This window comes from Steroidobacter flavus (assembly GCF_042651805.1).
GTDB lineage: Bacteria > Pseudomonadota > Gammaproteobacteria > Steroidobacterales > Steroidobacteraceae > Steroidobacter > Steroidobacter flavus.
On the sequence record NZ_JBHSDU010000015.1, the window covers coordinates 1 to 24,456 of the forward strand.

A 24,456-nucleotide genomic window follows, 5' to 3' on the forward strand; every position below is an offset into this window, starting at 1 on the left:
GCCGTGCTTCTTCCGCTTCGTTGAGATCAGGTGGGAACGATCAGCGCAGAGAAGTGCGCGCTATCGCCAGAAACAGGCGGTTTTTAACAGCCATCAACAGAACTGAATCGACGACGCGATATGCCCCGCGACGCCATAACTCAAGAACTCAATTCGCGTTCTGTTGCGTCCAGTGAATAGGCGCACGACAAGGCCAGTCGCGTTGGCTGCCTGTGATCGCCGATGTCGAAGTCCGACATCCCCCGAAAGCATTCGTTCACCAACCCCGACAGCGTCGCCGCCACTCCGCCGCAAATAGCAATCGCATCGTCACTCTGCCAGCCCAATGTTCGAAGGCGGGTCACATCGTGGTCATGCTGGCTAGAGACCAACTGGCGGTCGTTCGCCATATGCAGACCGTAGCAAGGAGCGCTCCTCGCAACATGAGTCTCGCACCGTGCCCGCGAATCGGTCCTTGGGTCAACGCGTGCGGGTCAACCGGTCTACTCATTATCACACCCTGCGTGAAAAGGAGTGTTTGCCATGTGCCACTTGTATGCAGGCACCGCATGAAGCTGGCGGGCATCGGCCTACTGGCTCAATCCCTAACTGTTCTACTCGGGATCATCACGACGACACTATTTGGGGCCGACTTTCCGCGAGCGCCCAACACGCCCCCCGCCACGCCTCACCCCTCGCTGTCGCAGATGGCAACCGCCCTGCGCCCTGCAACTGCCACGGCAAGCGATTGCGCTCAGGGTGTGCAGGCTCGGTTAGAGATCAATCAAGGACATCCCTGGCTCCCTCCCTTTGGGATTGACAGAGTTGGCCGGCTGCCTATCGTGCAGGTGACAATTGAGGGAGATACCGCGCAGGGCAGCGAGTACTACTTCGTAGCATTCCGAAACGGCCGCGCACACGACAAGCAATCACTACATCCTGCTCCCAATCACTACTCCTCATCGCCCAGCGCGTCTTCGGAAACAGCAAAGCTCTATGCCAGCGCCAGTCTCGCCAACATCCCCGATGAAGTCGCGCTGTTCACCGCTTGTGTATCCCACGGACAAGCCGTAGAACTGGCGCGGATTCACGTCGACTGGCCCGTCTTTGAGGCGGACACTGTAGCTCGCTCAAAACAGCCCAGGAACCCCATAGATCTGGGCGCAGTCCTGGTACCGAACGATTGGCTATTACTTGGCCCCGAACAGGAAGCCATCATAACGACCGCAGCCATCGCTCGGGGTCGCGATATTCCGAACGCGATGCTGCACGCATGGTTCGAAAATGGGAGCCGCACAAGCGCGCCTCTGCCACTTACTTCAAACGTCCTAACTCGGAAGCAAGTTGAACTGCCAAGCCGCACCTCGACTGCCAGTACGACGCTCTTTGTATCGATCAGCGATGGATCGCGCGAGTTATGGAGGAAGACGATACGGACTACGAACGTGGCCCGATCGCAAAACTGGCCCGTTTTTGGAGCCGTGGAAACAAAGCTGCGCTACGAAGCACCGATATCGATGCATGACCCGCACACCGGCGCCCGCCTGCCATCCATCGACTACCAGACGGCGTGGAAGGCAGGCCTAAATGATGTCGTAGTATTTCTTCCCAATGGATCTCGCTTTGTATTCTGGCGCGGGTCGAGCTACGTCCCCTTCTGGGCGGGGCCGAACAATACCGGCGTCAGCTATCAGTGGGCGGAGAATATGTCGATTCGGGTGCATCATCCCGATGGCTCGACCGACCTTCCTGAGCCTTTGTTTGATCGAGAACTCCGCTACGGACGTGTGCGGATCATCGAATCGACAGCAAGTCGCGTACACGTCCGCTGGACGTACCAGTTGACCGATGTGGATTATCGCGTTTGGGGAGATCAGGCTGCCGAAGACTTCTACTTCTACCCCGACGGATTCGGCACCCGCGTAATCACTCTGAGCTCTACGCCTGGCACACCTTATCAACTGACGGAATTCATAGTCTTGAGCCCGCAAGGGGCATTCCCATTGGACGTTCTTCCCAACCACATCATGGACGCTCTGTTCTTAAGCGGCGAAAAGCAGCAAATTACTCTTCCGACCGGAGCGGCCGATAGTCCTCCGCCAGGGCGGCAACGAGAGCTAGTTGCCAACGCCAAACGACAGGGAATCGTGTATCGTCTCTTTTCGCATAAGAACGATCTCACCTCGGCAATTTACTATAGTCCCGGCGATCTGAGCACGCCCGGCGCATATTGGCCTTTTTTTGATGAAGGACAGATGGTCGCTCCGACCTACTGGGGCAATCACTGGCCCCTCAGTCGCGGTCATTGGACGCAATGGACAATCAACGATGGCATCTACTCTGGCCCCTCGCACAATAGTGTCGCCAGTTGGCTGGCGATGCCCGACCCGGTGGCACGCAGCGAGTATCGTGCTCTCGATGCGCTGGGTGAATCAAAGCTCATGACTCTCCAACGTTGGGTAGCGCTAGTCGGGAATACGGACGCCCCCGACAGGGACCTGATAGGCTGGGCCAAAAGCTTCTCCGCACCGCCATCCCTTACTCTAAGTGGAGCCAGGCTTGGATTCCCATCCTACAGCCCAGAGCGACGAGCGATCAGACTCCTCGTTGACTCCGCCTCCGTAGACATCCGCCTAAAGCCCGTCGAGATCGCTACGAATCCCGTGTTCGAACTGGAAAATTCGCCAGGAGAACTGATTGAGATCCGGGTAGACGATCGTTTGCTAAAACCCGATGAATACGCTTGGGATGGCAGCACGCTTTGGACCAGAGCCACCATCCACAGCGCGGGAGCAAGAATCCATCTTCATTTCAAAGAATGAACCAATACTTTTCGAATCGGAGAGCGCGGCAGTACGTCTAGTGCCATACGCCATCGTCCGATAGAACTGTAACTCCCTCACACGATTCTCGCGGCCATTGCATCACCGAGGAAGCGCTTCCAGCTCTTCGCCTGCTCAATCCGAGCCTCGCTCATCTCGGTGATGATTTCTCGGCTCATGTTCAACAGGACAGCCGGCGTGTCCAGCATCTCTGCAATCGTCTTTGCGGTCTCGGTCGGACTATCGAGTTCGAATCTCGGCACACATTTGATGAATGGGAGCCCGCTCATCGCCGAATCCGTGGCAACAAACGGCATGCCCATCGATGCACATTCCACTAGTTTCAGTTTCGCACCGTAGGCATTCTCGATTGGAGCAACGAACATATCGTCAGTGGTCATATGATGTATGACATCTCGATACGACCCACGTCCTAAGAACCTCACGTTCTGGAGATCGTCACTTCCTGGCCACTGTTCTCTATCACAGCCAATGATGTTGATGACGATGCTATTATCGATGCTTAGAAGCGCTGGAGACAGGCTCGTGCATAGCCATTTGAGCGCAAGTCTATTTGGGAAGTGCCATATATTTCCCACGAACAACAGCGATCGAGCAGCCGAGTATCTCCACCGAACCTCCCTCTCTTTCAGAAGCGGAGGCAGGACAGCTTTGACAGTGTGGCGCGGCAAGTTCGGTGGAAGGTCACTCGTGGTCAAGGCAACCACACCAGCGCACTTCTTCCACAGAGCATCTGTGTACCTTTCATGCCTGAAGTTGGCGATCCAGTTCCAGTTTCTATGTATAGCTCGTTCCAATGAGCTACTGAATCCGGACTCGACTGGGCCTGCGATCATCCTCGATGCACGGTGGAACCTAACCTCATCGTTTAGCGTGATCAGACAACAGGGAGCGCATTCCTCGAAAAGAGAGGGGCAACACATCGCCGACCAAATGTCGCTGACTAGTATCAGATCCGGCCGATAGGTTTGCGCGATGCCCGAAAGGGTGGAATCAACCGACGCCTGCCTACGGGCCCACCGCTCCAAGTTGAAATAGTACTTATCGCAACAGGCTCCCAAGACCCTGCTGATAAGACTTGGCGTTGCTTCTGGCAGCGGCACGCCGAGCGGAACAAAGATGTGATTGAAGCCAAATCCTCTGACGACACACTCATTGCCCTCACTTGCCTGTTTCCGCCCACTGGTAACTACAGTGATCTCGAGTTCATCCATCATAGACAGAACGTGGAACAGACTTTGGAGCCACAGATTTCCTCCATGTTGATTCACAAGATCGGCAACCACAAAGACAAGTACCTTCCGACGCAGCATCCGTCGCCTCCTTGGCGATTTCTTCTCCAATGGCACAGCCTACCGACTGACCATGATAGTGCAGCCTCCGCTCGAGGGGTCCAAACGCGAGCAAAATCCTAATTGATTCAAAACCGTGGGTTCTGGGGTTTCTTTTGGGCGGGGAATAGCGCACGACGGGAAGCGGAGCGTCAGATGCTCGAAGACCTCGTGAGACGTCGCCGCACACTCGTCCAACGCAGGGCGAGCCAATGCCGCAGGATCCCGATAATTTCCCCGACGCAGAGAACTATCGATCTCAAGTTATGACGACATTTCTACCAGTCGTTGGCATGCGTATGTCTTCCGGAGCCCCCTCCATGTCGCTCTAGCATGGCACAGTCATTGAGTGAACAGAGCGTGTGTCAACCGCTGCCGATGTGCACAGACGGCGATGCCATCCGCCATCAGTTTCCACATGCTTCGGCAGGCTCGTCTACGAGCATCGAGCCACGCCTCAGCACCTGCTGAGTAGGAAACTCCCAACTCGGGCCCACCACCGACGACACTCTTTACACAACGTCTGTCGCACGGAGATCGCACTCACTCCCTGTCCGCTCCTGCCAAACAGCGTCGGCGATCACGTTCGATCGAGTATCCCAAGTTGCGCAATGTAGATTTCTCGATCGTGACTCTGGCCTCCGGCGCGGAAGCCCCTGTCGGTAACGATGCGAGGAGAGCTTCGCCACGCTCACGAATTACCTCTTCATATTCCGGATGCGAGAGGATGTACCAATAGTTGTTTCTGACTCCTTCGAGGACGATACGGCCGGCCTCTAGTGGATCCATCAATGCTCCACTATCGCGAAGTTTTCGCATTGCCGCTTCGCCCTCAACCAACTTGCTCTTAGCTGCACCTCGCTTGAGATCACTCGACTCCGCAGGTCGGTTGCGACTCGAGTTCCAACCCCGAGAGAATACCGCTCCCGGGCAAAAAACGGACACGCCGATGTTCATTGGCGCGAGCTCACCTCGAAGTACCTCCATCATCATGATCGCAGCAGCTTTGGATGCGCAGTAGATCGCTGCGCTATCTACCGCATATAGACCCCACATGGATGCGGTAGTCACAATCTGCGCGCCTTCCCCGTGTGCGCGCAGATGAGGCAGGAATGCTTCTACGCAGTTGAATACGCCGCCGAGGTTTACGCTCATCATCCAATCCAAATCACTTCGGGTTGCCTCACTCAGTGGCCCCATCGCGTAGACACCGGCATTGTTGACGAGGAGGTGGACCTTACCGAAAACCCTGATGGCATCCGATACGGCTGCCTCGACCGACGCTGGGTTCGTCACGTCCAGTTCGACCGCATGCACGCGCTCCCGATCCGTACCAAAATGTTTCATTGCCTCTTCGAGATGCTCCTTGGTCCTGTATGACAGGACAACTTTCATGCCGGCCTCAAATAACGCTCGAGCAATACCCAGCCCGATGCCGCTCGAGCTCCCCGTCACAAATGCGACTTTACCCGCGACATCCCGTAGGGGGACTGCCACCTCTGAACACGACGGGCTCGCGCTCTTCGCGCCAGCGCTGGACGACAAGGCGGAGATTCCAGCCGTTCCGGCAATGGCGCTCGCAGCTCCACCCAAGAACCAGCGGCGATTGAATCCGGCTAGGAGAGTGGAGTCTCTATTCATATCGTCACACGACCCTACCCCGACGCGGGGATTGGTAGCCAGTTTCGGGGATGGGCGCATTCGGCACCCATCCGTGTCAGACCGGTTGGATCCGTGACGCAACCTCCCAATGCTTAGTGCTCTCCCATTCCATGAAGAGCCCTCAATCGGGTTTGAGATAGCGGCCTATCCGCAAACACACGACATGCTCGTCTCGAACTATCAAAGTGCCGGAACCTATTTCAAAACTATCGAGGATGCGGACGTTACTAGGACGATTGACTCAGCGACCAAGATGATAGGCCTCGACCCTTTCCGCTCGGTGCTTGATCGCGAGCGACTCGGGGCTGCCTTTGTGCATCGATTTAGCTTGCCACCCTGCGCAGCCCACCTTTCAACGTGGGTACCCCAATGCGCAGCGCATCCGCCTTCCAGATCAAGAGACTTGGCTTCGTCAATGACCAAGGTATCGATGGTTCAGACCTGATTCTTAACCGGTCTCTCTGCTTAGGTGACCGAAGCCACTCGCTACCACCGCTTCTGATTGCATCGAAAGCCAGCGTGCATCACTGGTGCGTAGTGGGCGAACAGCGTCACATCCCATATTCATTTCGGATGCATTTGCGCGCTCAAACTTCGATGAAACGACGATATCTGTCTTCTATCTGCCTCATCGCCGCCATAGCGCTTCAGGCCTTCGCCGATACGACGACTCAAACCCGGGACGAGTATGCAGCCAATGACGATTGGCCCTATTACCACGGGAACCCCGCCCAAACCCACTTCTCTAGACTCAGTGACATCAATACGAGTAACGTAAGCCGTCTCCGAGTCGCCTGGACTTACGATACCCGCGATGAGCTGACCTCTAACTCCACGATGGAGTCAAACCCGCTGATCATCGATGGTCGGCTGTTCTTTGTGTCACCGAAAGGAAGGGTAATTTGCCTGGACGGTGCCACGGGGGCAGAGCGCTGGTCCTTCTCTCCCCCGGCGCAGGTAGCCCCCTTGGGCTTCAGGCGCGGGGTATCTTATTGGAGCGATGGTTCTCGGTCGCGCATCTTCTATATTTTCGGTCGCAACTTATACGCCATCGATGCTGAAACGGGTGGACCCGCTGAGAGCTTTGGATCAAAAGGGGTCGTTGCTCTCGGCTCGACGTCATCGTCCCCAGGCGCTATTTATCGTGACCTTTACATCATCGGAGGCTCGGCCAGCAGCATTCGTGCGTTCAGCGCGCGCTCCGGTGAGTTACGCTGGACGTTCAATACAATCCCGCGCCCTGGCGAGTTCGGCCATGAGACTTGGCCCAAAGATGCGTGGAAGACCGCAGTGGGCGTCAACAACTGGCCAGGCATGGCGGTCGACGTTGCCCGCGGTCTCGCCTTCGTCTCACTTGCGTATCCACAAGACTACTACGGCGGCGACCGACCGGGTGACAACCTATTCGCTAATTCAGTCGTTGCTCTCGATGCGAGTACCGGCCAGCGCGTGTGGCACTTCCAAACCATTCGCCACGATCTTTGGGACCGGGATTTGGCGGCGCCGCCTAATCTGGTAACGGTTGTTCGAAACGGAAAGCCAGTCGACGCGGTGGCTCAGATCAGCAAGCACGGCTTCGTTTACCTGCTCGATCGACTCACCGGCAAGTCCCTCTTTCCGTTGACCGAAGAGTCGGCCGTAGCCTCCGACGTACCCGGGGAAGCTACGGCAAAGACTCAGATCCGACCAGTGCTCCCGGAGCCGTTCGCCCGTCAACATCTCACCGAAGACTTGCTCACGAGGCGCACACCAGCCGCCGCAGCAGCTGTCACCGAGCAATTTTCGAAGCTGCGAAGCCGCGGGTTGTGGGACCCCCCCAGCGAACAAGGCACGGTCATGCTGCCGGGGATGGATGGTGGCGGCGAATGGGGAGGCGCGTCCTACGATCCGACCTCCAACTTACTCTACGTCAACTCGAGTGAGATGCCTTGGATTCTGAAACTCAAACGAGTGGCGCTCGGGGAAACGACGAGTGGGCGTTCGATTTACCAAGATCACTGCGCAAGCTGTCACGGAGAGGATCGCGCTGGCAAGCCGCCTGAGATTCCCTCTCTAACATCCGTAGCGAGTCGGTTGAGTTTCTACGACATCGTGCAAAAGATCGGTGGGGGTGGAGGGCGAATGCCAGCGTTCCGTTTTCTCTCGACCGACCAAGCCAAGCTGTGGCTGCTCGTTGCCTACGTTCAGACCGGAGCCGATTCACTAATCCAAAACACAAAGAGCATAGAGCCGAGCAACGAGCGCAAGGACGCTTTTGTGCTGGATGGCATGCCGAGATTTGTGGATCCGGACGGATACCCCGCCATTGCGCCTCCCTGGGGCACACTCAACGCGATCGATCTAAACACGGGACGCTACGCTTGGAAGATTCCGCTCGGCGAACATCCAGAACTCGTGTCGGTAGGCGTACGGAACACCGGGAGCGAAAACTATGGCGGATCGATCGTGACAGGTGGGGGGATTTTATTCATTGCGGCGACCTCATTCGACAAGAAGTTCCGCGCCTTCGACAAGCGCAACGGAAGCTTGCTCTGGGAGTCCACGTTGCCGGCAGCGGGAAATGCAACGCCAGCGACATATCGGGCAAAAGGTAAGCAGTACGTCGTCATTGCGGCCGGTGGCGGCCGACCGGCTACAGCTCAGTCGGGCTCAAAACTCGTGGCGTTCTCCCTCCCGGACTGACTCAACCATCCAAATGTATGCGCAATCCAGCGAATGATCGCGACCTCCCCGCCCGCCATCACTCAGCCCGAGCTGAGAACGGTCCTTCTTAAAGGTGTGAGACGCACAGAAAATGCGACTGAGATTCCCAGGCTAGGTCTTCACGAGTTGCGCGATGCACCTTGCCCCACGGCGGAAACGACGCCGTGAACGTTCTCTCCGGCTGAGAATCCATCCGCCTCCCTTTCGATGTAAGAATGTAAGAGACAGAGTGCCCCTAACGGGGGACCGCTCAACTCAAGTCACCAACGGCTGTCACTTCCAACAGCAGAAATGGAAATGCTCATCGCTGCAGCTCACTCGCTTTCAGGATCCGAGCACGATAATCGCGAAATTCTCTTCCTTTCCAGGCTCGCTTGAGCTCTTCAGGTCTGCCTGCCGTTTTTCGCCACCGGATAACTTGTTACGTTCCGTCAGCCCGGCTACTAGCATTGCCTCGCCACCACAGGACGACAGGCACTTTGAGTGAGTTGAACGTCCGCACAGACCAGTGAGCTGGAGATGGGAGCGATGAAGAATCGTAGAGAGTTCCTCAAGCATGCTGTCGTTGGCACTGCATTGGCAACCTGCGCACACACCAGCTCAAACGCTGCCGCTATAACGCCAGCGGCGGAGCCTAGCTCCGGTGACGGACTGATCGCGATCCCTCGGACGGACCTGAGAGTTTCGCGACTCGCCTTTGGGGCGGGCGCCATCCATCCGGATTACGACGGACTGAACGTGCTCAAGGCAGTCTACGACAATGGAATCAATTTCTTCGATCATGCGGACTTCTATGGGGAGGAGCCGTTCGGACGCGTGCTACAAAAGTCGAAGGGCTTGCGAGATAAACTCGTAATTCAATCTAAATGCGGCATCGTCCGTCGAGAGAGTGGAAAACTATACGTTGACTCCAGCCGAGCCAACATCATCAACGCAGCAGAGGGCAGCCTGAAACGTCTCGGAGTAGGCCACCTCGATCTGCTGCTGCTTCATTGGCCTGATCTATTGGCTCAGCCTGAAGAGATCGGCAGCGCTTTCTCAGCGCTACGGAAGGAAGGCAAGGTGCGATACTTTGGCGTCAGCAACTACGTTCCCTCGCAGATAGATCTCTTGAGCAAGCAGCTGGACGTCCCGATTGTCACCAATCAGATCTACCTCTCGCTCGAGAACTCCTACCTGATTGCAGGCGGGGTTGCGGCTGTTGGTAATGCCACCCGCCATGCATACAACTACGTCGGTGCTGCACCCACCATTGACTATTGTCGCATGAACGGAATTCGACTGCAGGCGTGGTCTCCCCTCAGGGGAGAATTGATCAATCCCAATTCCAACTCATCCAAGCCCATTCAAGATGCGCATCGGGTGCTCAAAGAAATTGCGGCTGAGAAGAATGTCTCCCCATCGGCACTTTCACTTGCATGGCTCTTGCACCATCCCGCAAGCATCGTTCCTATCGTGAGCAGCAGCAAACTGCAACATGTCGCGGAGAATGCGGCTGCGATGAAAGTTCAACTGACTCGCAGCGAATGGTATAGCCTACTCGATGCGACAGTCGGTATAAAATCGCGAGGGCCAACCTAGTGGCGGAGGCATCCACCCGCCACCGATGAACGGCATGCGTTGCGTGCGCATGCCTTCAGCAGGGATTTTACAGAAATGCGCAAGGCGCCATTAGCAGAGCCCATCGGTAGTTGAAAGCGCGCGTCGTGCGTCAACGTGTGTCGTGACGCTGCTGAATTCTCGTTGAATCGAGCACGTTTGGATCGTCCTGAAGCTCCTTTCCGGCTTCACCGACTTCATTCATGTCCAAGAGGAAGGCCACGATGTCTAGATAGGCCTGTCTCTTCAGGCTTCCTGGACTCGACTGCGGCATGGTTGTGCGAATATTCTCGTAAAGCTCGCGGGCCGTTGACGCGCCCCACCGTGACATGAAGCCCTGACCCACCAGCGACGGCGCCGAAGCCCTCCCGCCAAGATCCTCGCCGTGGCAAGCGCTGCAACTCTGTTGATATTCCTGCCTGCCACGAGTCGATTGGCTTGCTCTCTGCAACCCACCGTCCGAACGCAAAGGGGGCGCCGTCGAGACGCCCTCACCACTACTTTGCGCCGGCGTGATGACGATTTGACCGTAGCTCCAGGGATGATCCTTGCAAATGTAGGTGTAGCTGCCCGGCTCGTCGAATTTCACCCAAGCCTCCTGCGTGGGAGCCAGTGCGCCCGTGCCCCATGAGCCATCCACCGAGACTACTTCGTGGCGCATATTGCCGTTGTTGACGAACAGCAGGGTTGCACCCGACTTCGCCCTTGCGCGACTGGGGCTGAAGGTAAATTCATCGATGAAGTAGCGCGCCCCGGGCTCGATCAGGGATCGATGAAGAGATGTCGTCTCGACCTCATCGGTATCTACCATGGCCCCCGGAAAATTTACCCCGCCCGTCATACCGGCCAGGGAAGCGGCTGGCGGGATCGAACCGCCGATCTTAATTGCCCACAGCGACGATCCCGCCGCTACCGCCAGAAACTGCTCGCCCCGTATCTCATAGGTCGCCACGGGGCCTGCCGCCGCCCCCAACCCAAAGCTCCAGAGCACGTCGCCATTCTTTGCATCGTATGCGTTGAGATGGCCATCCCCGCCACTATGAAAGAGCAGATTGCTCGAGGTTACTAGTGGCCCACTCCCAGGTGCAACGTTCTCGGTACGCCGACGCCACGCGATCTTGCCGGTTCGGCTATCGATAGCAGCTAGATCCGCAAAGCTACGAAAACCCGGCAGAACTCCGACCCAGTTCAAGAAATATGGATCCTGCGATCGCCTGGGCCAATGCAGCCACGACGCAGCCTGCGTGTAGAAATAGCCCGTCCGAGGGCTGAACGCCATCAATCCTCCTTTGGCCGATGGAAATGGCGCCAAAACATTCTGCGGGTCGGGCGACGGAGGTGGCGTCGAGGGCGGCGTAAACATGCATCCTAGAATGAATCCTTTCGGAATCGGCTGCTTCCTCCAGTCATCGCAGCCCATCAGAATGCTTTCTCCGCCCACAGGGAACGGTTGCGTCGGCGAAGTCTGCTGCGAGTCAGACTGTGGAACTGCCCGCTCTTCGATCTGAAGGATCGGCTGGCCTGTAGCACGATCCAACTGAAAGAGATGACCGTCCGCTCGCATCACGGCAAGCGCCTTTCGTGAACGCCCCGACACGCGCGCGTCGTAAAGAATGATGGGGACGCCTAGGTCCGCCTCGAAGACGTCGTGATGGACGAGCTGAAAGTGCCACCTCAACTTGCCTGTCTTGATGTCGATCGCGATCACCGAACAGGTGTACAGATTGGCACCGGGTCGCCAATCTCCCCCATAGGCCGGCACCGCGTTCCCGGCAGTGAAATAAATCAGCCCTAGATCCGGGTCGATCGGGGGGTTGGTCCAAACGCCTCCGCCACCCACTTTCCATGCGTCGTTGGAGGATGGCCAGGTCTCGTGACCGCGCTCGCCCGGCCCCGGAATCGAAAATATGCTCCAGAGCACTTTTCCAGTTTTTGCGCTCAGCGCCACCATGCGACCTCGCAGGTTGTGATCTCCATCGGAGAGCCCGCTGAATACGACTCCATTTGCATAGGTTGGCGCAACAGCAGCCCATTGCCCGCTCTTGGGATGCTCGACACCCGTTTGGCTCGCCCACTCGAGGCTCCCACTGATTTCATTGAGAGCGATCACGTGGCCATCTTTCAGACCGACGAATACCATCCCTCCCCCGACGCCCACTCCCTTTCCATTCGGGACACCCATCGTCGAATTCGCTGCCGCTCTGTCGTTCTCTTTGCTTGGCGCGAACTGCGCGGCCTGCGCGTCGGGAACGGTGTTGTATGTCCAGATGACTCGACCCGTTTCTGCATCGATTGCATATACATGCCGTCCTGCAGTAACGAATATCATCCCATCCTTGACGACGAGTGGAGTCCGAGAGGTGGCCCCATCGATGAACTTCGCCGATACCCAGGCGCCCCCCAATCGATGAACATTTTCGGGGTCAATTTGAGCGAGCGCCGAGTAACGGCTGTTACTCCAATCTCCGCCCACCATGGGCCAATGATGGCGCGCTGGGGTGCTGTAAGCGCTGGTAGGTGCTTCGCTCCCTACAGCCGACCGAATCGGGACCACGTAGGCCACGCCTGCAAACACGAGCGCGGCTGCTATACGGAGGCCTTTAATGCCACCCGAACGGCTAAGATGCCGAGAAGAACTCATGCGGACCTGCTCAACTGTGCGAATGAACCGCCGATCAGTAGCTCAATAGATTCTTTGAGCTCTTGGGACAATGGGGCACTCAATCGAGCAACCTCGCCTCGCCCGTCTGCAGGCCATTTCACAAGCGACAGCGGTCCGCAGTCCTGAAAATTGCGTCTCTGTCGAGGTGGAAGATTTCGATTGTCAGCTGGCGATGAATCCGCAGGCCTGCGGATTCGCGCCATGCACGCGTCGTTCTTTGACAGCGTGCGAGTTCGCGAAAAGGTCGGCGGAAACGAGACGGCGATTGGGCCAATTCATGAACGACCGCCAGTGTCTGCTGAAAACGCCTCGATATTTCTCTCCATGCAGCCGACTTGATCGTGTTGGCCGTGCCGCAGGCGATGTTCGAGGACAAGCGCTCGTCTATTCGCGGGATCGGATGTCCGGTCGAAACAGGAGTTGCTCCAGGCGATGCGAGCGAAGACCTCGCACAGGTAGCCTTCGGGGCGAAGCCATCGAGCTCGGCGGTGGCGATCAAGCTGTAGAAAGCCTCAGCCCTTTCACCGCCGGCAGTTCATCGACGGTTTTATTTGGCTCGCGTTCTCCGCATTTGCCTGCACGAAGACGCCGCATCGTGGGCAGTTGCAACTTCCAGTGTGCGGTTCGTATCGATGACACTCGCACGGCAGGTCACTGGAACGCCTGGCGCGTGGGACTGACGGCGCTATTGGCGGGTGCGGTCGACTCGTCAGCGATGGGTGCCTCAGCGGCGCTCGCGTCGAACTCTTCCACACTCAGTTCGAGCTACGCTGTCCTCACATCGGGCTGTTCGGAGGAGCGACTGAACTTCATTCGCTTCGACAGTGTCAGTTGCAGCTCCATCTCATCTTCCCGATCCCCACATCGTGAGATGTATAGGTCCGCGAACAGACGCTGCACTTGATCGTGCGCGACCGAGAGGTGTTTCTTCGAGTTCTCGACGTCGTATGCAACGGGGCTACGCCAGGCATGCCCAACATGACAATAGGCACAACGCGACGCCTCACGCGAAGCCTGGCGTGTAAGACATTTCACACTGCCAGTTGCGGTGAATCGGCCGTTCTCACAGATCGGAGATCGTATGGGGACGTTCCCTGCAGAACGCCCCCGCACAGATCCGGACGGCCAACTGAGGCGTGAAATTTTGAGACAGATCGCTATTCCCGATTCACGTCTTTGCTCCGTGCGATCGACCTCCAGACGCGCGTGAAGAGTTGCAGCGATGATCGAGCAACCATCGTGAGGCATTCAGATCGGTCGGGTGCGAGTGTCGTGGAACGTCGGATCGACGCTGTGCCACGGTGTAAAGGTCGTCTCGAGCGTTTGCACTTGACCGCTTCGTGCGGCGTCGTACCCGCGGAACAAGATCTCGTGTAGATGCAGTTGTTGCTGCCCCCCACAGGTGGGCTGCGTTACTCCCTTGATACAATCAACGAAGTGCTCGAGCAATCCTTCGGTTCTCTGATCCTTCTTGTAGGGAATGGAGTAGCAGCGCTCGTACGCTCCTCGTGTCATTGGCGTGCCACCCGAAATCTTCCGCTCTGGCGAATGGATGATGATATCGCCATCTGACAGCCATAGCGTTCCATGCCGTCCGTAAATGGTCGTGTCATTTCTGACCAACGAGGTCCCCCACAGGGCGCGAGCAATGGCTTGCTGCCCCGTCGACCACTCGATCAGAAGCGTCGCATTATCATCCACGCTCGACTCAATTGATCGTTCTGAATTACGCGGGGGTGGAACGACATCGATTGTCTTTCCGTCCCCGAGCAGACGATGCGGAATCAGCGTGTTCGAGAAGCCACTGACACGCCGAGCCGGACCGAGCAGCGTCACTAGGCGGCTCACGGGGTATACCAGGGTATCTAGACCAGCGCCTCCGCCCGCGACCTTCCGATCATAGTACCAATTGTCGCGCGAGACTCCTGGCAGCAACAGCTGCGCCTCTGCACCGGTGAAAACACCGATCGTCGATTCATTGAGGTACGCGAGCGCCGTAGTCATTTGAGGCGTCGCATCGAACGGCATGTTCAAGAAGATCTTTCCGCTCTTTTCTGCCGCTGCGACCATCTCGCGGCACTCCTCGAGCGTCGTTGCCATCGGTTTCTCGCAGAGCACGTGTACTCCGCGTTCGAACGCGGCTATCGCTTGCCGGGCATGCAGGGCGGTTGGAGTCGCGATGACGACGGCGTCCGGCCGACTCTGATCGAGCATGGCTTCGTAGTCATCGAACCATCGATCGATGCCGTACTCGACGGCTCTCGCTTTCGCACTTTCCATGGTTCGAGCACACGTCGCTACGAAACGGACGCGGGAACTCACGGATGCTTGCTTCAGGTATCGATGAGAGATCTGTCCCGTACCAACGATCGCGAGGCGCACTGCATCCTGGGCCTTCTCCGTCTCCGAATGCGGACCTGCGGCGGTGGAACTCTTTCCACCTTCTTTTTCTGAGCGGCTGGTGGCCGAGCCTGCGACCGCGACCGCCGCGGCAGCTTGTTTGATGAAGTGACGTCGATTGGTCATGGTGCTATGCGCGTGGAATTGGACACATATGTCAGACCGGATTGCAGTCAGACCTCACCCGCGGATGCGCTGGCGATTTAGCCCTGAATACTGCATTGCAACCTAGACTGGGTCGGGTGCTGGCACAACGAGTGCCGAACCTCTCTCGCACATCAGCGAGGGTTTGTGTCGCGGGCACGGCTCAACGTGACCTAGAGAGATGGGGACTATTCCGGAGAGAACTAGCAAACAGAGATAGCAACTCTCGTGTCGACGGAACGACTGGATCCGACGAGCCGGTGCATCGTTGCTCCAGACTCGCCAAAGATCGAAGAATCAAATGTCAGCGCTATCGTCCTACATCCACAGCTGGGCCACCGCGTTGACTGCCTTGCAGGCAGATACGTACTGGCGCGCAATCGATTGGAACAGACCCCTCTGGTCTACAGCTCCCGCCTTGGGAGTGAGGGTACGCTCCGCCGGTCACTCCGCAGCGAAGCCCCGAGTTCGAGGCGACAAGGGCCGCCCCGATGGAGTATCGGAACCCGCAAACAAATGGATACCCGAACCATGGTCAACGCGCCTGTTCCCAAGCCTGAAAGTCGTTCGATGCGCACCGCCCTCGTCCGCACCTTGTACGCTTGCCTGGTGATGCTCACGGCTCAGACCACCTCACTTGCGAGGGCGCATGATCGCAACTTCAGAGCGATAGACGATTCTCGCTCGGCAGAATGGGTTGCGGTGGGTGGGGATATCAGCAACGCGCGCTACTCCCCTCTTTCCGAAATCAATGAAACGAATGTGGCGCACCTGCGTGCCGCGTGGACTTCGACCAAGTTTGATGAAGGAGGCAGCTCCAATGTCACACCGATCGTGAAGGGTTCAACGATGTATGTGACCGCCGGACGCACTGTATATGCGCTGAACGCAAAGAACGGCAAGAAGATCTGGAGCTATCGTACGGTTCCTGAGGTTTCATCTGCAGGCTTGCCAGAGGCGGCAAGACCGCATGAGCTATCGCTACTATCTACAACGGGCATCCCAAATCGACGCGGCGTCGCGGTGGGCAGCGGCCTGGTCTTCGTGGGGCTCCAAGATGGGCGAGTCATCGCCATCAACGAAGAGACCGGCCAACACGTCTGGACTCAACAAACAGGGATGGATCGATCGAAGAAGCAGCAGGTAGTGTTCGCCGCCCCGACCTACGCGAATGGCGTCGTATTTACTGGGTTGTCGAACGGGGATGCGCGCCTGCGTGGACGACTAACTGCAATGGAAGCTGCCACTGGGAAAAAACTGTGGCAGCTGTTCACCGTGCCCTCTCCCGGAGAAGCCGGACACGAGACGTGGCCGGCACACAACGATGCTTGGAATTTCGGTGGTGGCGGCATCTGGACTAACGCCGCCGTAGACCCAGATTTGGGAACCGTGTACGTCGCGACAGGAAATGCGGTTCCTCCTTTTGCCGGCGACTGGCGGCCCGGCGACAACCTATACACCTGTTCGGTGTTAGCGGTCGACGTAGTAACGGGACGCGTGAAGTGGCACTACCAACTGGTGCATCACGATGTCTTCGACGCAGACGCCGGCACTCCTGTCGTGCTGTATGAAGCGCATCTCAACGGGCAGACTTACAAGGCGCTAGCCGTACTACGAGCGGATGGATATTTGTTCCAGCTTGACCGAAGGACTGGCCGGCCACTGCTGCCGGTCACGGAGCGGCCGGTGCCGCAACTCGAATCGCAACGATCCTCCCCCACGCAACCCTTTCCAGTTGAGGCTGAAAGTGTGGTCATGAGCTGCGATGAATGGAAGCAGCACGGTATCCCGGCGGGCTTCGTCCTGGGTTGCATGTGGACACCACCAGCCTCGCCAAAGGACCCCCAAAATGTGTTAGCGCCATTTCCGTCTGTTCGCGTGAGCTCGATGGCGTACAGCCCGATCACCGGTTACTTCTATGCTCAAAGCAGCTCGTTCCTGGCGTGGCCCCGACGGGCACCGGACCCCTACTATTTCGATTTCAATCGTAACGTGCCAGACCTCAAGAACTACGCGACGCTGGCCGCGATTGACAGCCGTAGCGGTAAGCTCGCCTGGAAACACCGTGTAGTCGCGAAAAACGATGGCTTACCCTTTCTCAGAAGCAGCCTACTTGCAACGGCAGGCGGGTTAATCTTCCGAAACTCCGCTGATGGAGCGGTTGAAGCAAGAGACGCAAGCACGGGCGAGACACTGTGGCGATTTCAGACCGGAATGACCGGCGACAGTGGCTCACCGATGACCTATGAAATCGATGGTAAACAGTATGTTTCCCTCCCGATGGGTGCAGCCGTCTGGACCTTTACTCTCGACGGCACGATACAGCCCGTCGTCGCTCCAGCTATCAAACGCGATGACGGAAGGTTCGCGGGTCCCATCATCGATACGACCGTGATCGATACGACTTCCCTCAAAGAATCTCTCCTCGGCCCTGGCAGGCGCTATTTCGTGGACGAGTATTCGTTCAATCCTTACCGCGCGCGCGTGAAGGCGGGAATCGAAGTGCTGTTCGTCAATAACGGCACCTCGCCACATGAAGTGGTGGCGGTCGATGGCTCCTGGGGCAGCGGCCCGCTGTCTCCCAGTCAAGAATCCTGGGTTAGCTTCTCCAAACCTGGACGATACGCCTACCTCTGCAAGAACCACCCCTGGGTGTATGGGGAAATAACAGTGACTGAGGATCGCGAGCGCTGAATCCTTGCCTGACGCCCAGGCGTGCCTCTGTCAAAGTCCAACACGAGTCACCGTAAGAGACGCAAAGGCAGGATGCTCCTCGACGAGCTGTTGATTCATTGAGCGAATTCGCTCTGGCTCGACGAGAACCTTCTTCGTCGGGCGGTATTCAACATTCCTCGTTCGCTCTCTCGTGTTGTCTCACCTAATATCGTTACCGCGTGCCTCAACATCGTTGTTACCAGCGGCTGTGGTGGCGAAGCGCGCCGGCAGCATGAATAGCATGACGCATGCTGCGTTGCCCGGATATCGACATTCGAGCAACCGATCCGGCAGACCGCTGGTCATTTGACCAATCGGCAACTGGAGTGCTTACCTGGACTGTGGCATGGTTGATTCCGAGTCGACATCTCGTGAGAACGGCCGCGCTCCGCCCGAACCAGCCTGGCGTAGTTCCGATCTCAGCCAACTCGTCCCGCGCAGCATGTCGCCGAGCACTTTTTCGGGGCCAACTGAGAAGTTCAAACCGAGGACCGCGACAGGGCCTTTCCATCCGCTCTCTTGAACCACCCGCATCATCCGCAACTCATCATTACCCTGAGAGGGATACAGCCCCTCCATTTCCCCACGCACACCACTGAGCCCGACGGCCGCCACCCGCGGCCTTATTCTCGTCCAAACTTTCTCAAACTCTCTCACATCGTCATGGAATCGATCTCGGGCATGCCAAAACGTATAGATCATACCGACGTTGTTGATCCCCTCCCGCTCCAGCCGATCGATGATGGCAAGCTGATTGTCCATCACCCCAAACCATCCCTCGTGATTGTACAGCAGCACATCGAGTCCATATTGCGATGCAAGTTTCGCGAGCGATGCGATCCGTTGCGACTCTCGTTCCAATCGCTGCGCCCGCTCCTCAGAGGTTTTCGGCAAGTTCTCCTCATCCCAGTAGGCTCGATGTAAAGCCTCGAAGAAGCGCTCCTTCTGCTCTGGGGTGAGCGCATCATCGGTGGACAATGCTGCCTTGAGAGCTCTTTCAAAGGTGTAACCCGGAGGCCAATCGAATCCCATCTTGGCAAGAAGCTGCACCATGCCGTCCCCACTTTTCGGAAGGAACGCGGTGGACTGCGACACCCATATTTGAGGGCGAATTCCATGCCGTTTGAAAGATTCAAACGCAGCCTGGATCTTGGGATCCGCCCCCGGTTGATCGAAGTTGAGCCAGAAATACACGGCGGTAATCTCGATGCCATGCCGTTGGAATGCGGTGATCTCGGCATCGCACTTTTCGGCTAGTTGCACGTGATATTGGAGTGCGTAACGCCTCAAGCCCTTCGCCTTGACCATGCGCGCACGCGCATCCGGCTCTATCTCGATCCCGTCCGCATACCACTGGATCTCCCAGGGCACGAGGTTCTCGAGTGCAAGAACATCTGAACCCGAGGAGGCATTTGCACAACCAACTGCAGCGACCATCCACAATAGCAGTCCCGTGAGCCTCCATCTCGCCCGCGTCACTCGGTGTGACGACTTCACGGCGTTACCTGCATAGCTGTCGAAAAATGAGCACATGAGAACTCCCGTGTGCAGAGCTGATGAAAATGGACAAGATGCAACGACGCGTCAGCTGAGTTACGCGCGTTTTGATCGCTACTTTGCATGCCCACGAAGTCAAGCGCTTCGCATACTCGACACTATAGCTCTACGCCAACGCCTTGTATCGCGCCGACGTCGCTATGACGATCCTGGCGCACACGTCAGGCATTCACGGCCGAGCCATTTGGCTCATCCACTGCGGTTGTATCTACTCTAGCGATCAATCGGATCTCTCCTTCGTTCGCCAAAGGGCGAGTGCTCCCAGACTCGACACGTCGCCGTAGGGCGCCTACGCTTTGCTCGGGCCGATAGCCATTCTTCCTTACCTACACTCCCAAGCAATAGCACGACGCATGTTGAGAATCCCCGCGTCAGCTCGTTCGCATCCCGCCCAAACAATCCACAGACACCTGAGAGGGGATGGCACTTAGTCATCGTGCTGGTTGCTAGATCGAAGCTGAAGCTGCAACGAGCGCGGATGCATGAATATAGACTGGCCAGCTCGGCTGAATGCCCCGGACACCGTGTTGTAGACGCAGCGAAGGACAGGTTGACCGGGAGTCGCAATCCACGCCGATCCGACGCGCTCACAGATCATACGCGCGGCCTACTGCGCGGACGTGCAACAACCAGGTCGCGACCGCCTTCTATGACCTACGATGGCCCACGTGACAGCGTCGCTGCTGCGATCATCCTGGCTCTTCTCCGTTTTCGCTGAGGTGATGAGGAAAACGAATCCCCTCCAGCAACACCGTCCCTGTGTGTCACGAGAATTCACAGGCTGACCGGACACGCATCGGGATGGCGCGTTTACCGATCCGCGCATGATAAGCTTTACCGCTCTGGATGAGCCGGAGGCACTCGTCGCACGCTCCGAATACATTTTTCATTAGTGACCTTCCCTGATCTCACCGTCCGTGACGACCATGTCATTAGCATGCAGTATGTAAGCTACGATATCCAAATAGACTTGCGCATCGAGAGCGCCGGGGTTGCTCTGCGGCATAGTCGTCCGGGTTCTCTCAAGAAGATCGGCAGCAACTGCACCTCTCCATCGAGAAGAGAAGAGCTGGCCAAAGAGCTGTGGCGCCCTCGATGCGCCACTCGCGTCTTGGCCGTGACATGCGCTGCAGTACCTCTGAAACTCTTCTCTACCTCTCATAGCTTGCTCGGTGAGGCTTCCTGATCCGATCCGTTGACTGTGCACCTCGCTGCCGTTGGCATCTCCCGGGTCGCTTCGTGTGGATACTACGATGATTTGGCCGTAGGACCATGGGTGAGTCTTACAGGTATAAATGTACGTTCCCGGCCTTTTGAAACGTACCCACGCCTCCTGCGTGGGGCTCAATGGGCCCGTGGACCATGAACCATCAACAGCTGCTAACTCATGCCGTAGATTCCCATTGTTGACGAACTGGACGTTACTTCCCGTCCTCACGCGTGCGCGATATGGATTGAACGAGAACTCATCGATGAAGTATCTCGTGCCCGGCCGCAAATCCGTCTGCTTCAGCGACGTGGTCTCTATCCCGGTGGTGTCGACCACTGGGCCGGCGAAATCCTCCTGCTCTTCGATCTTCGTGGGTTGAGATGTTTCGGGAGGTATCTTTCCGGAAAGTTTGAACGCTCGTACCGAACTCTCGACCGGCACCGCCACGTACTGTTCGCCATCGATTTCGTAGGTTATCGGCGACCCGTGAGTCTGCGCCGTGCCCGTGTAGAAGCTCCACAGCAAATCGCCGTTTCTGGCGTCATATGCTTCGATACTCCCCCCGCCCGAACGAAACATCAGCCCTCCGGCCGTGACGAGCGGTCCCCCGCGCACCGAACGAACGGGTACTCGCCTTTTCCACGCGATCTTGCCCGTGCGCCCGTCGATCGCGGCGAGATCTCCGTAAGCCTTGAGACCAGGGACTGGGGTGCCCCCATCAAAAAAGTAGGGGTCCTGCGCTCGGCGTTGCCACGCTAGCACCGAGACGCCTTGCGCGTAGAAGTACCCCGTTTGGGGACTGTAGGCCATCGGATTTACGCGGGCAGTTGGAAGGGGTGCAAGGACGTTCTGCGGATCCTGTGAAGGTGGCGGAGAAGACCGAGCAGTCCACATGCAGCTGAGCACGAACCCTACCGGGATCGTTTCCCTTCTCCAATCATCACAGCTCATGAGAATGCTCTCGCCGATCGAAGGAAAGGGTTGCGTTGGAGCGGTCAATTGCGATTTGAGCTGCGGAACGGCCCGTTCTTCGATTGGAGAGACGGGCCGTCCTGTCTCGCGATCTAGCTGAAACAAATAGCCATCCGATCGCAGAACTGCTAACGCTCTACGAGTGGATCTATTCTCAGTCGTGGCGTCGTAGAGAATCACCGGAGTGCCCGCGTCGCCATCGAATACGTCATGACGTATGAGTTGGTAGTGCCACTTCACTTTGCCAGTCTTCAAGTCCACAGCCAGAACTGAGCATGTAAAGAGATTGTCTCCAGGGCGCAGTTCTCCGGCGAGCGTCGGTACCGCATTTCCGGTCGCCGTATATACGAGGGAAAGCTCTGGATCCACGGCTGCGCTGGTCCAGACTCCGCCTCCGCCAAACTTCCACGTATCGTTAAAGGAGGGCCAGGTCTGGTGACCGAGTTCTCCAGGTCCAGGAATGGTAAATACTTGCCACAAGATTCTTCCGGTATCAGCATCGAGCGCAGTCAGCCGACCTCTCAAATATGCGTCGCCGTTCGACAGACCAGTGAGGATGACTCCGTTGATATAGGTCGGCGCAACCGCTGCTACCTGACCAGGCTTGGGGGGCTCGGAGCCAGTCTGTTGGATCCAGACCAGTTTCCCCGTTCTTTCCTCGAGTGCGATGACGTGTCCGCCATGTAGGCCAACGAACACCAAACCCTGACCCACTGCGACTCCACGCTCATTCGGTCCGGCAATCGCTGTGTTCAGAGGTTCGCTTGAGCCATCCCCGTTGAGGGTGTCGTAGGCCCAGACGGATTCGCCGCTCTTTGCGTCCAATGCGTAGACCTGCGTTCCAGCTGTGATGAACATGAGCCCGTTCTTGACGACAGGGGTAACACGAGACGTGGCGCCGCCCTGGAACTTCTGAGATACCCAGGCGCCCCTCACGTTCGCTACGTTCTGCCGATTGATCTGCTTTAGCTTAGAATACCGCGTGCTACTCCAATCACCTCCGGCCAGTGGCCACTCGCTCTCGGCGAACCCGGCGTAGTCGTCGGGCTCGTTTTGAAGCTGATTTGCATCAACCATCATCGGGATGAGGGACGTGAATAGGGCAAGAACGATTGATCTGAACAGATGAAGTACCGTTCGGCGTGGGTACCTGCCCGAGAAAGATGCAGGCTCAGAGAGGCTCGTCGCAACTCTTCGGAATACGGGCGATGTGATTCTGCTGTATTGGTTCAAGCAACGACTCATGGTTAGCCATCGTCCGTGATAGATGTCCCCATGGCTCCCAAGGACGCCGCCCTTGACCCAAGTTGCATGGGCCAAGTACGGAACGGGCCGGAAATCCTATCGCTGTATACGACAGTGACTCCGAGTGCGCCAACAGCGCCTCGCCTCGCTCGGACATGAATACGCCATTGCACAGCGACGGGAATTGTCACCAACGAGGGTGTCAATTCTTGGAGAGTTCAGTTTCTGCCTCGTAACCTGCCGGGCGGATTCGGATCAGTGGAAGCTCGTGACAGTATGCTGGCAACGGAGGTACAAGGTGTCTAGACCACCAGGGTGCCGATCTCGGTCCTAGCAACATTCATCGGCTCACTGAATCTCGAGGCTGCAGAGTTGGGAAGCACGGTGAGTACGAGGCTCTTATCAGTGACGCGAGCCAGCGAAATGTTGGAAATCCTTCCATCGAAGCGTTCGAACTTCGCATGTCGGTCGGCTCGCCCAGCTGCTGAGTTTTTGATACTTCTAGAGCACGGCCCTCGATCCATACGACTGCTCCCGATTCAGAGCTGTTGTCTCAGTAGATCCGAAGCTGTCAGCGGGTCGTATCCTGGCTTGCACCGGTGGGCGCTCGCGTCGCCCATGAGTGGTTAACCGGGTGCCGCAGATCTTCTTCATGAAACGATCACCGAAGATCACGACGTGTAAATCACTGAGATTGCACGATCACATGAAGAATTCCTGTGCGGCCGACAATTACATCGTGACGACGAATGGCATCGGCGCGAATCGACGCAAGTGGATGCGTCATCTAGCAAACTGTCTGCATATGGATATTTCCTGCGCTATTCCGGCTGCCCATCCGGAGCCATCGCGCCCGCAGCTTTGGCCGTTTCGGCCTGGGTCAACTCAACCGTGTACCCATCCGGATCTCGAATGAGGCCCGCCACCACGCCGAGAAACTTCGTGGCATCCATGATGATCGGCGCACCCGCTGCCTCGGCGCGATTCAGCACTGCCCTGGCATCGGCCACTTTAAAACAGATCCAAGCCACCTTCGCCGATTCTGCCGTTGGCGTCACATCTTTCATTCGCATCAATGACAGAAAGGGATCCGCCGGCGATCCAGAGTAGTTCAAGTAGAGATTTCCAACTTTGCTGCCATCTTCGATGTTCGGACGAGCGATACCAGGCAAGGTAAATTCCTTCAATCCGACGACCTGCGTGTAGAAATCGAGCGAGCGACGCAGATCCGAGACAGCGATCTTCATCACCATCACTTCGGAAGCTTTTGTCCCCATTTGAATGACTGGCGCCTCCGCCGCGTCGGAGGGGACGGCAAGGTGCAGCCCAAGAGCAACCAGGATCACTGCTCCGACTCGGCAGATCCGAGACGATGACATGAACATCAGAGCCTCCCAGAGATATTTATGAGACGACTAAAGATGGAGAGCGACA

Annotated in this window: 11 protein-coding genes; 4 read left to right on the forward strand and 7 right to left on the reverse strand. The window is 57.2% G+C overall.

Translation table 11 applies throughout. From position 1 onward, the window contains the following. Positions 1 to 548: 548 nt before the first annotated feature. Positions 549 to 2,801, forward strand: coding sequence for a hypothetical protein (locus tag ACFPN2_RS28030; protein WP_380602881.1), 2,253 nt, complete (start codon positions 549 to 551; stop codon positions 2,799 to 2,801). Positions 2,802 to 2,878: 77 nt separating this feature from the next. On the opposite strand, the gene ACFPN2_RS28035 is transcribed toward ACFPN2_RS28030, so the two are convergent. Both ACFPN2_RS28035 and ACFPN2_RS28040 read right to left on the reverse strand, forming a co-directional pair. Further along, complete coding sequence (locus ACFPN2_RS28035; RefSeq protein WP_380602882.1) at positions 2,879 to 4,135, reverse strand: glycosyltransferase family 4 protein; 1,257 nt, start codon at positions 4,133 to 4,135, stop codon at positions 2,879 to 2,881. Between the two features lie 561 nt (positions 4,136 to 4,696). Then, the gene (locus ACFPN2_RS28040; protein WP_380606656.1) at positions 4,697 to 5,650 is read right to left on the reverse strand and encodes an SDR family oxidoreductase; all 954 of its coding nucleotides are present in this window, start codon (positions 5,648 to 5,650) and stop codon (positions 4,697 to 4,699) included. A gap of 534 nt (positions 5,651 to 6,184) precedes the next feature. On the opposite strand from ACFPN2_RS28040, the gene ACFPN2_RS28045 reads away from it, so the two are divergent. Both ACFPN2_RS28045 and ACFPN2_RS28050 read left to right on the forward strand, forming a co-directional pair. Then, positions 6,185 to 8,497, forward strand: coding sequence for a pyrroloquinoline quinone-dependent dehydrogenase (locus ACFPN2_RS28045; protein WP_380602884.1), 2,313 nt, complete (start codon positions 6,185 to 6,187; stop codon positions 8,495 to 8,497). A 549-nt stretch (positions 8,498 to 9,046) separates the two neighbouring features. After that, the gene (locus ACFPN2_RS28050) at positions 9,047 to 10,099 is read left to right on the forward strand and encodes an aldo/keto reductase (protein ID WP_380602886.1); all 1,053 of its coding nucleotides are present in this window, start codon (positions 9,047 to 9,049) and stop codon (positions 10,097 to 10,099) included. A gap of 130 nt (positions 10,100 to 10,229) precedes the next feature. Here the strand turns inward: ACFPN2_RS28050 and ACFPN2_RS28055 are convergent, their stop codons facing one another. Further along, positions 10,230 to 12,593 carry an outer membrane protein assembly factor BamB family protein gene (locus ACFPN2_RS28055; protein WP_380602888.1) on the reverse strand — a complete coding sequence of 788 codons (2,364 nt, stop codon included), beginning with the start codon at positions 12,591 to 12,593 and terminating at the stop codon, positions 10,230 to 10,232. Positions 12,594 to 14,027: 1,434 nt separating this feature from the next. Beyond that, entirely contained in the window at positions 14,028 to 15,305 is a 1,278-nt protein-coding gene (locus ACFPN2_RS28060; protein WP_380602890.1) for a Gfo/Idh/MocA family protein, read from the reverse strand. A 549-nt stretch (positions 15,306 to 15,854) separates the two neighbouring features. On the opposite strand from ACFPN2_RS28060, the gene ACFPN2_RS28065 reads away from it, so the two are divergent. Next, positions 15,855 to 18,017 (forward strand): outer membrane protein assembly factor BamB family protein, encoded by a 2,163-nt coding sequence (locus ACFPN2_RS28065; protein ID WP_380602892.1) that lies wholly within the window; start codon positions 15,855 to 15,857, stop codon positions 18,015 to 18,017. 351 nt (positions 18,018 to 18,368) lie between these two features. Here the strand turns inward: ACFPN2_RS28065 and ACFPN2_RS28070 are convergent, their stop codons facing one another. The 3 genes from ACFPN2_RS28070 to ACFPN2_RS28080 form a co-directional block, all read right to left on the reverse strand. Continuing rightward, positions 18,369 to 19,475 carry a hypothetical protein gene (locus ACFPN2_RS28070; protein WP_380602894.1) on the reverse strand — a complete coding sequence of 369 codons (1,107 nt, stop codon included), beginning with the start codon at positions 19,473 to 19,475 and terminating at the stop codon, positions 18,369 to 18,371. Between the two features lie 1,009 nt (positions 19,476 to 20,484). Beyond that, the gene (locus ACFPN2_RS28075; RefSeq protein ID WP_380602896.1) at positions 20,485 to 23,010 is read right to left on the reverse strand and encodes an outer membrane protein assembly factor BamB family protein; all 2,526 of its coding nucleotides are present in this window, start codon (positions 23,008 to 23,010) and stop codon (positions 20,485 to 20,487) included. Between the two features lie 833 nt (positions 23,011 to 23,843). After that, complete coding sequence (locus ACFPN2_RS28080; protein ID WP_380602898.1) at positions 23,844 to 24,407, reverse strand: VOC family protein; 564 nt, start codon at positions 24,405 to 24,407, stop codon at positions 23,844 to 23,846. Positions 24,408 to 24,456: the final 49 nt, after the last annotated feature.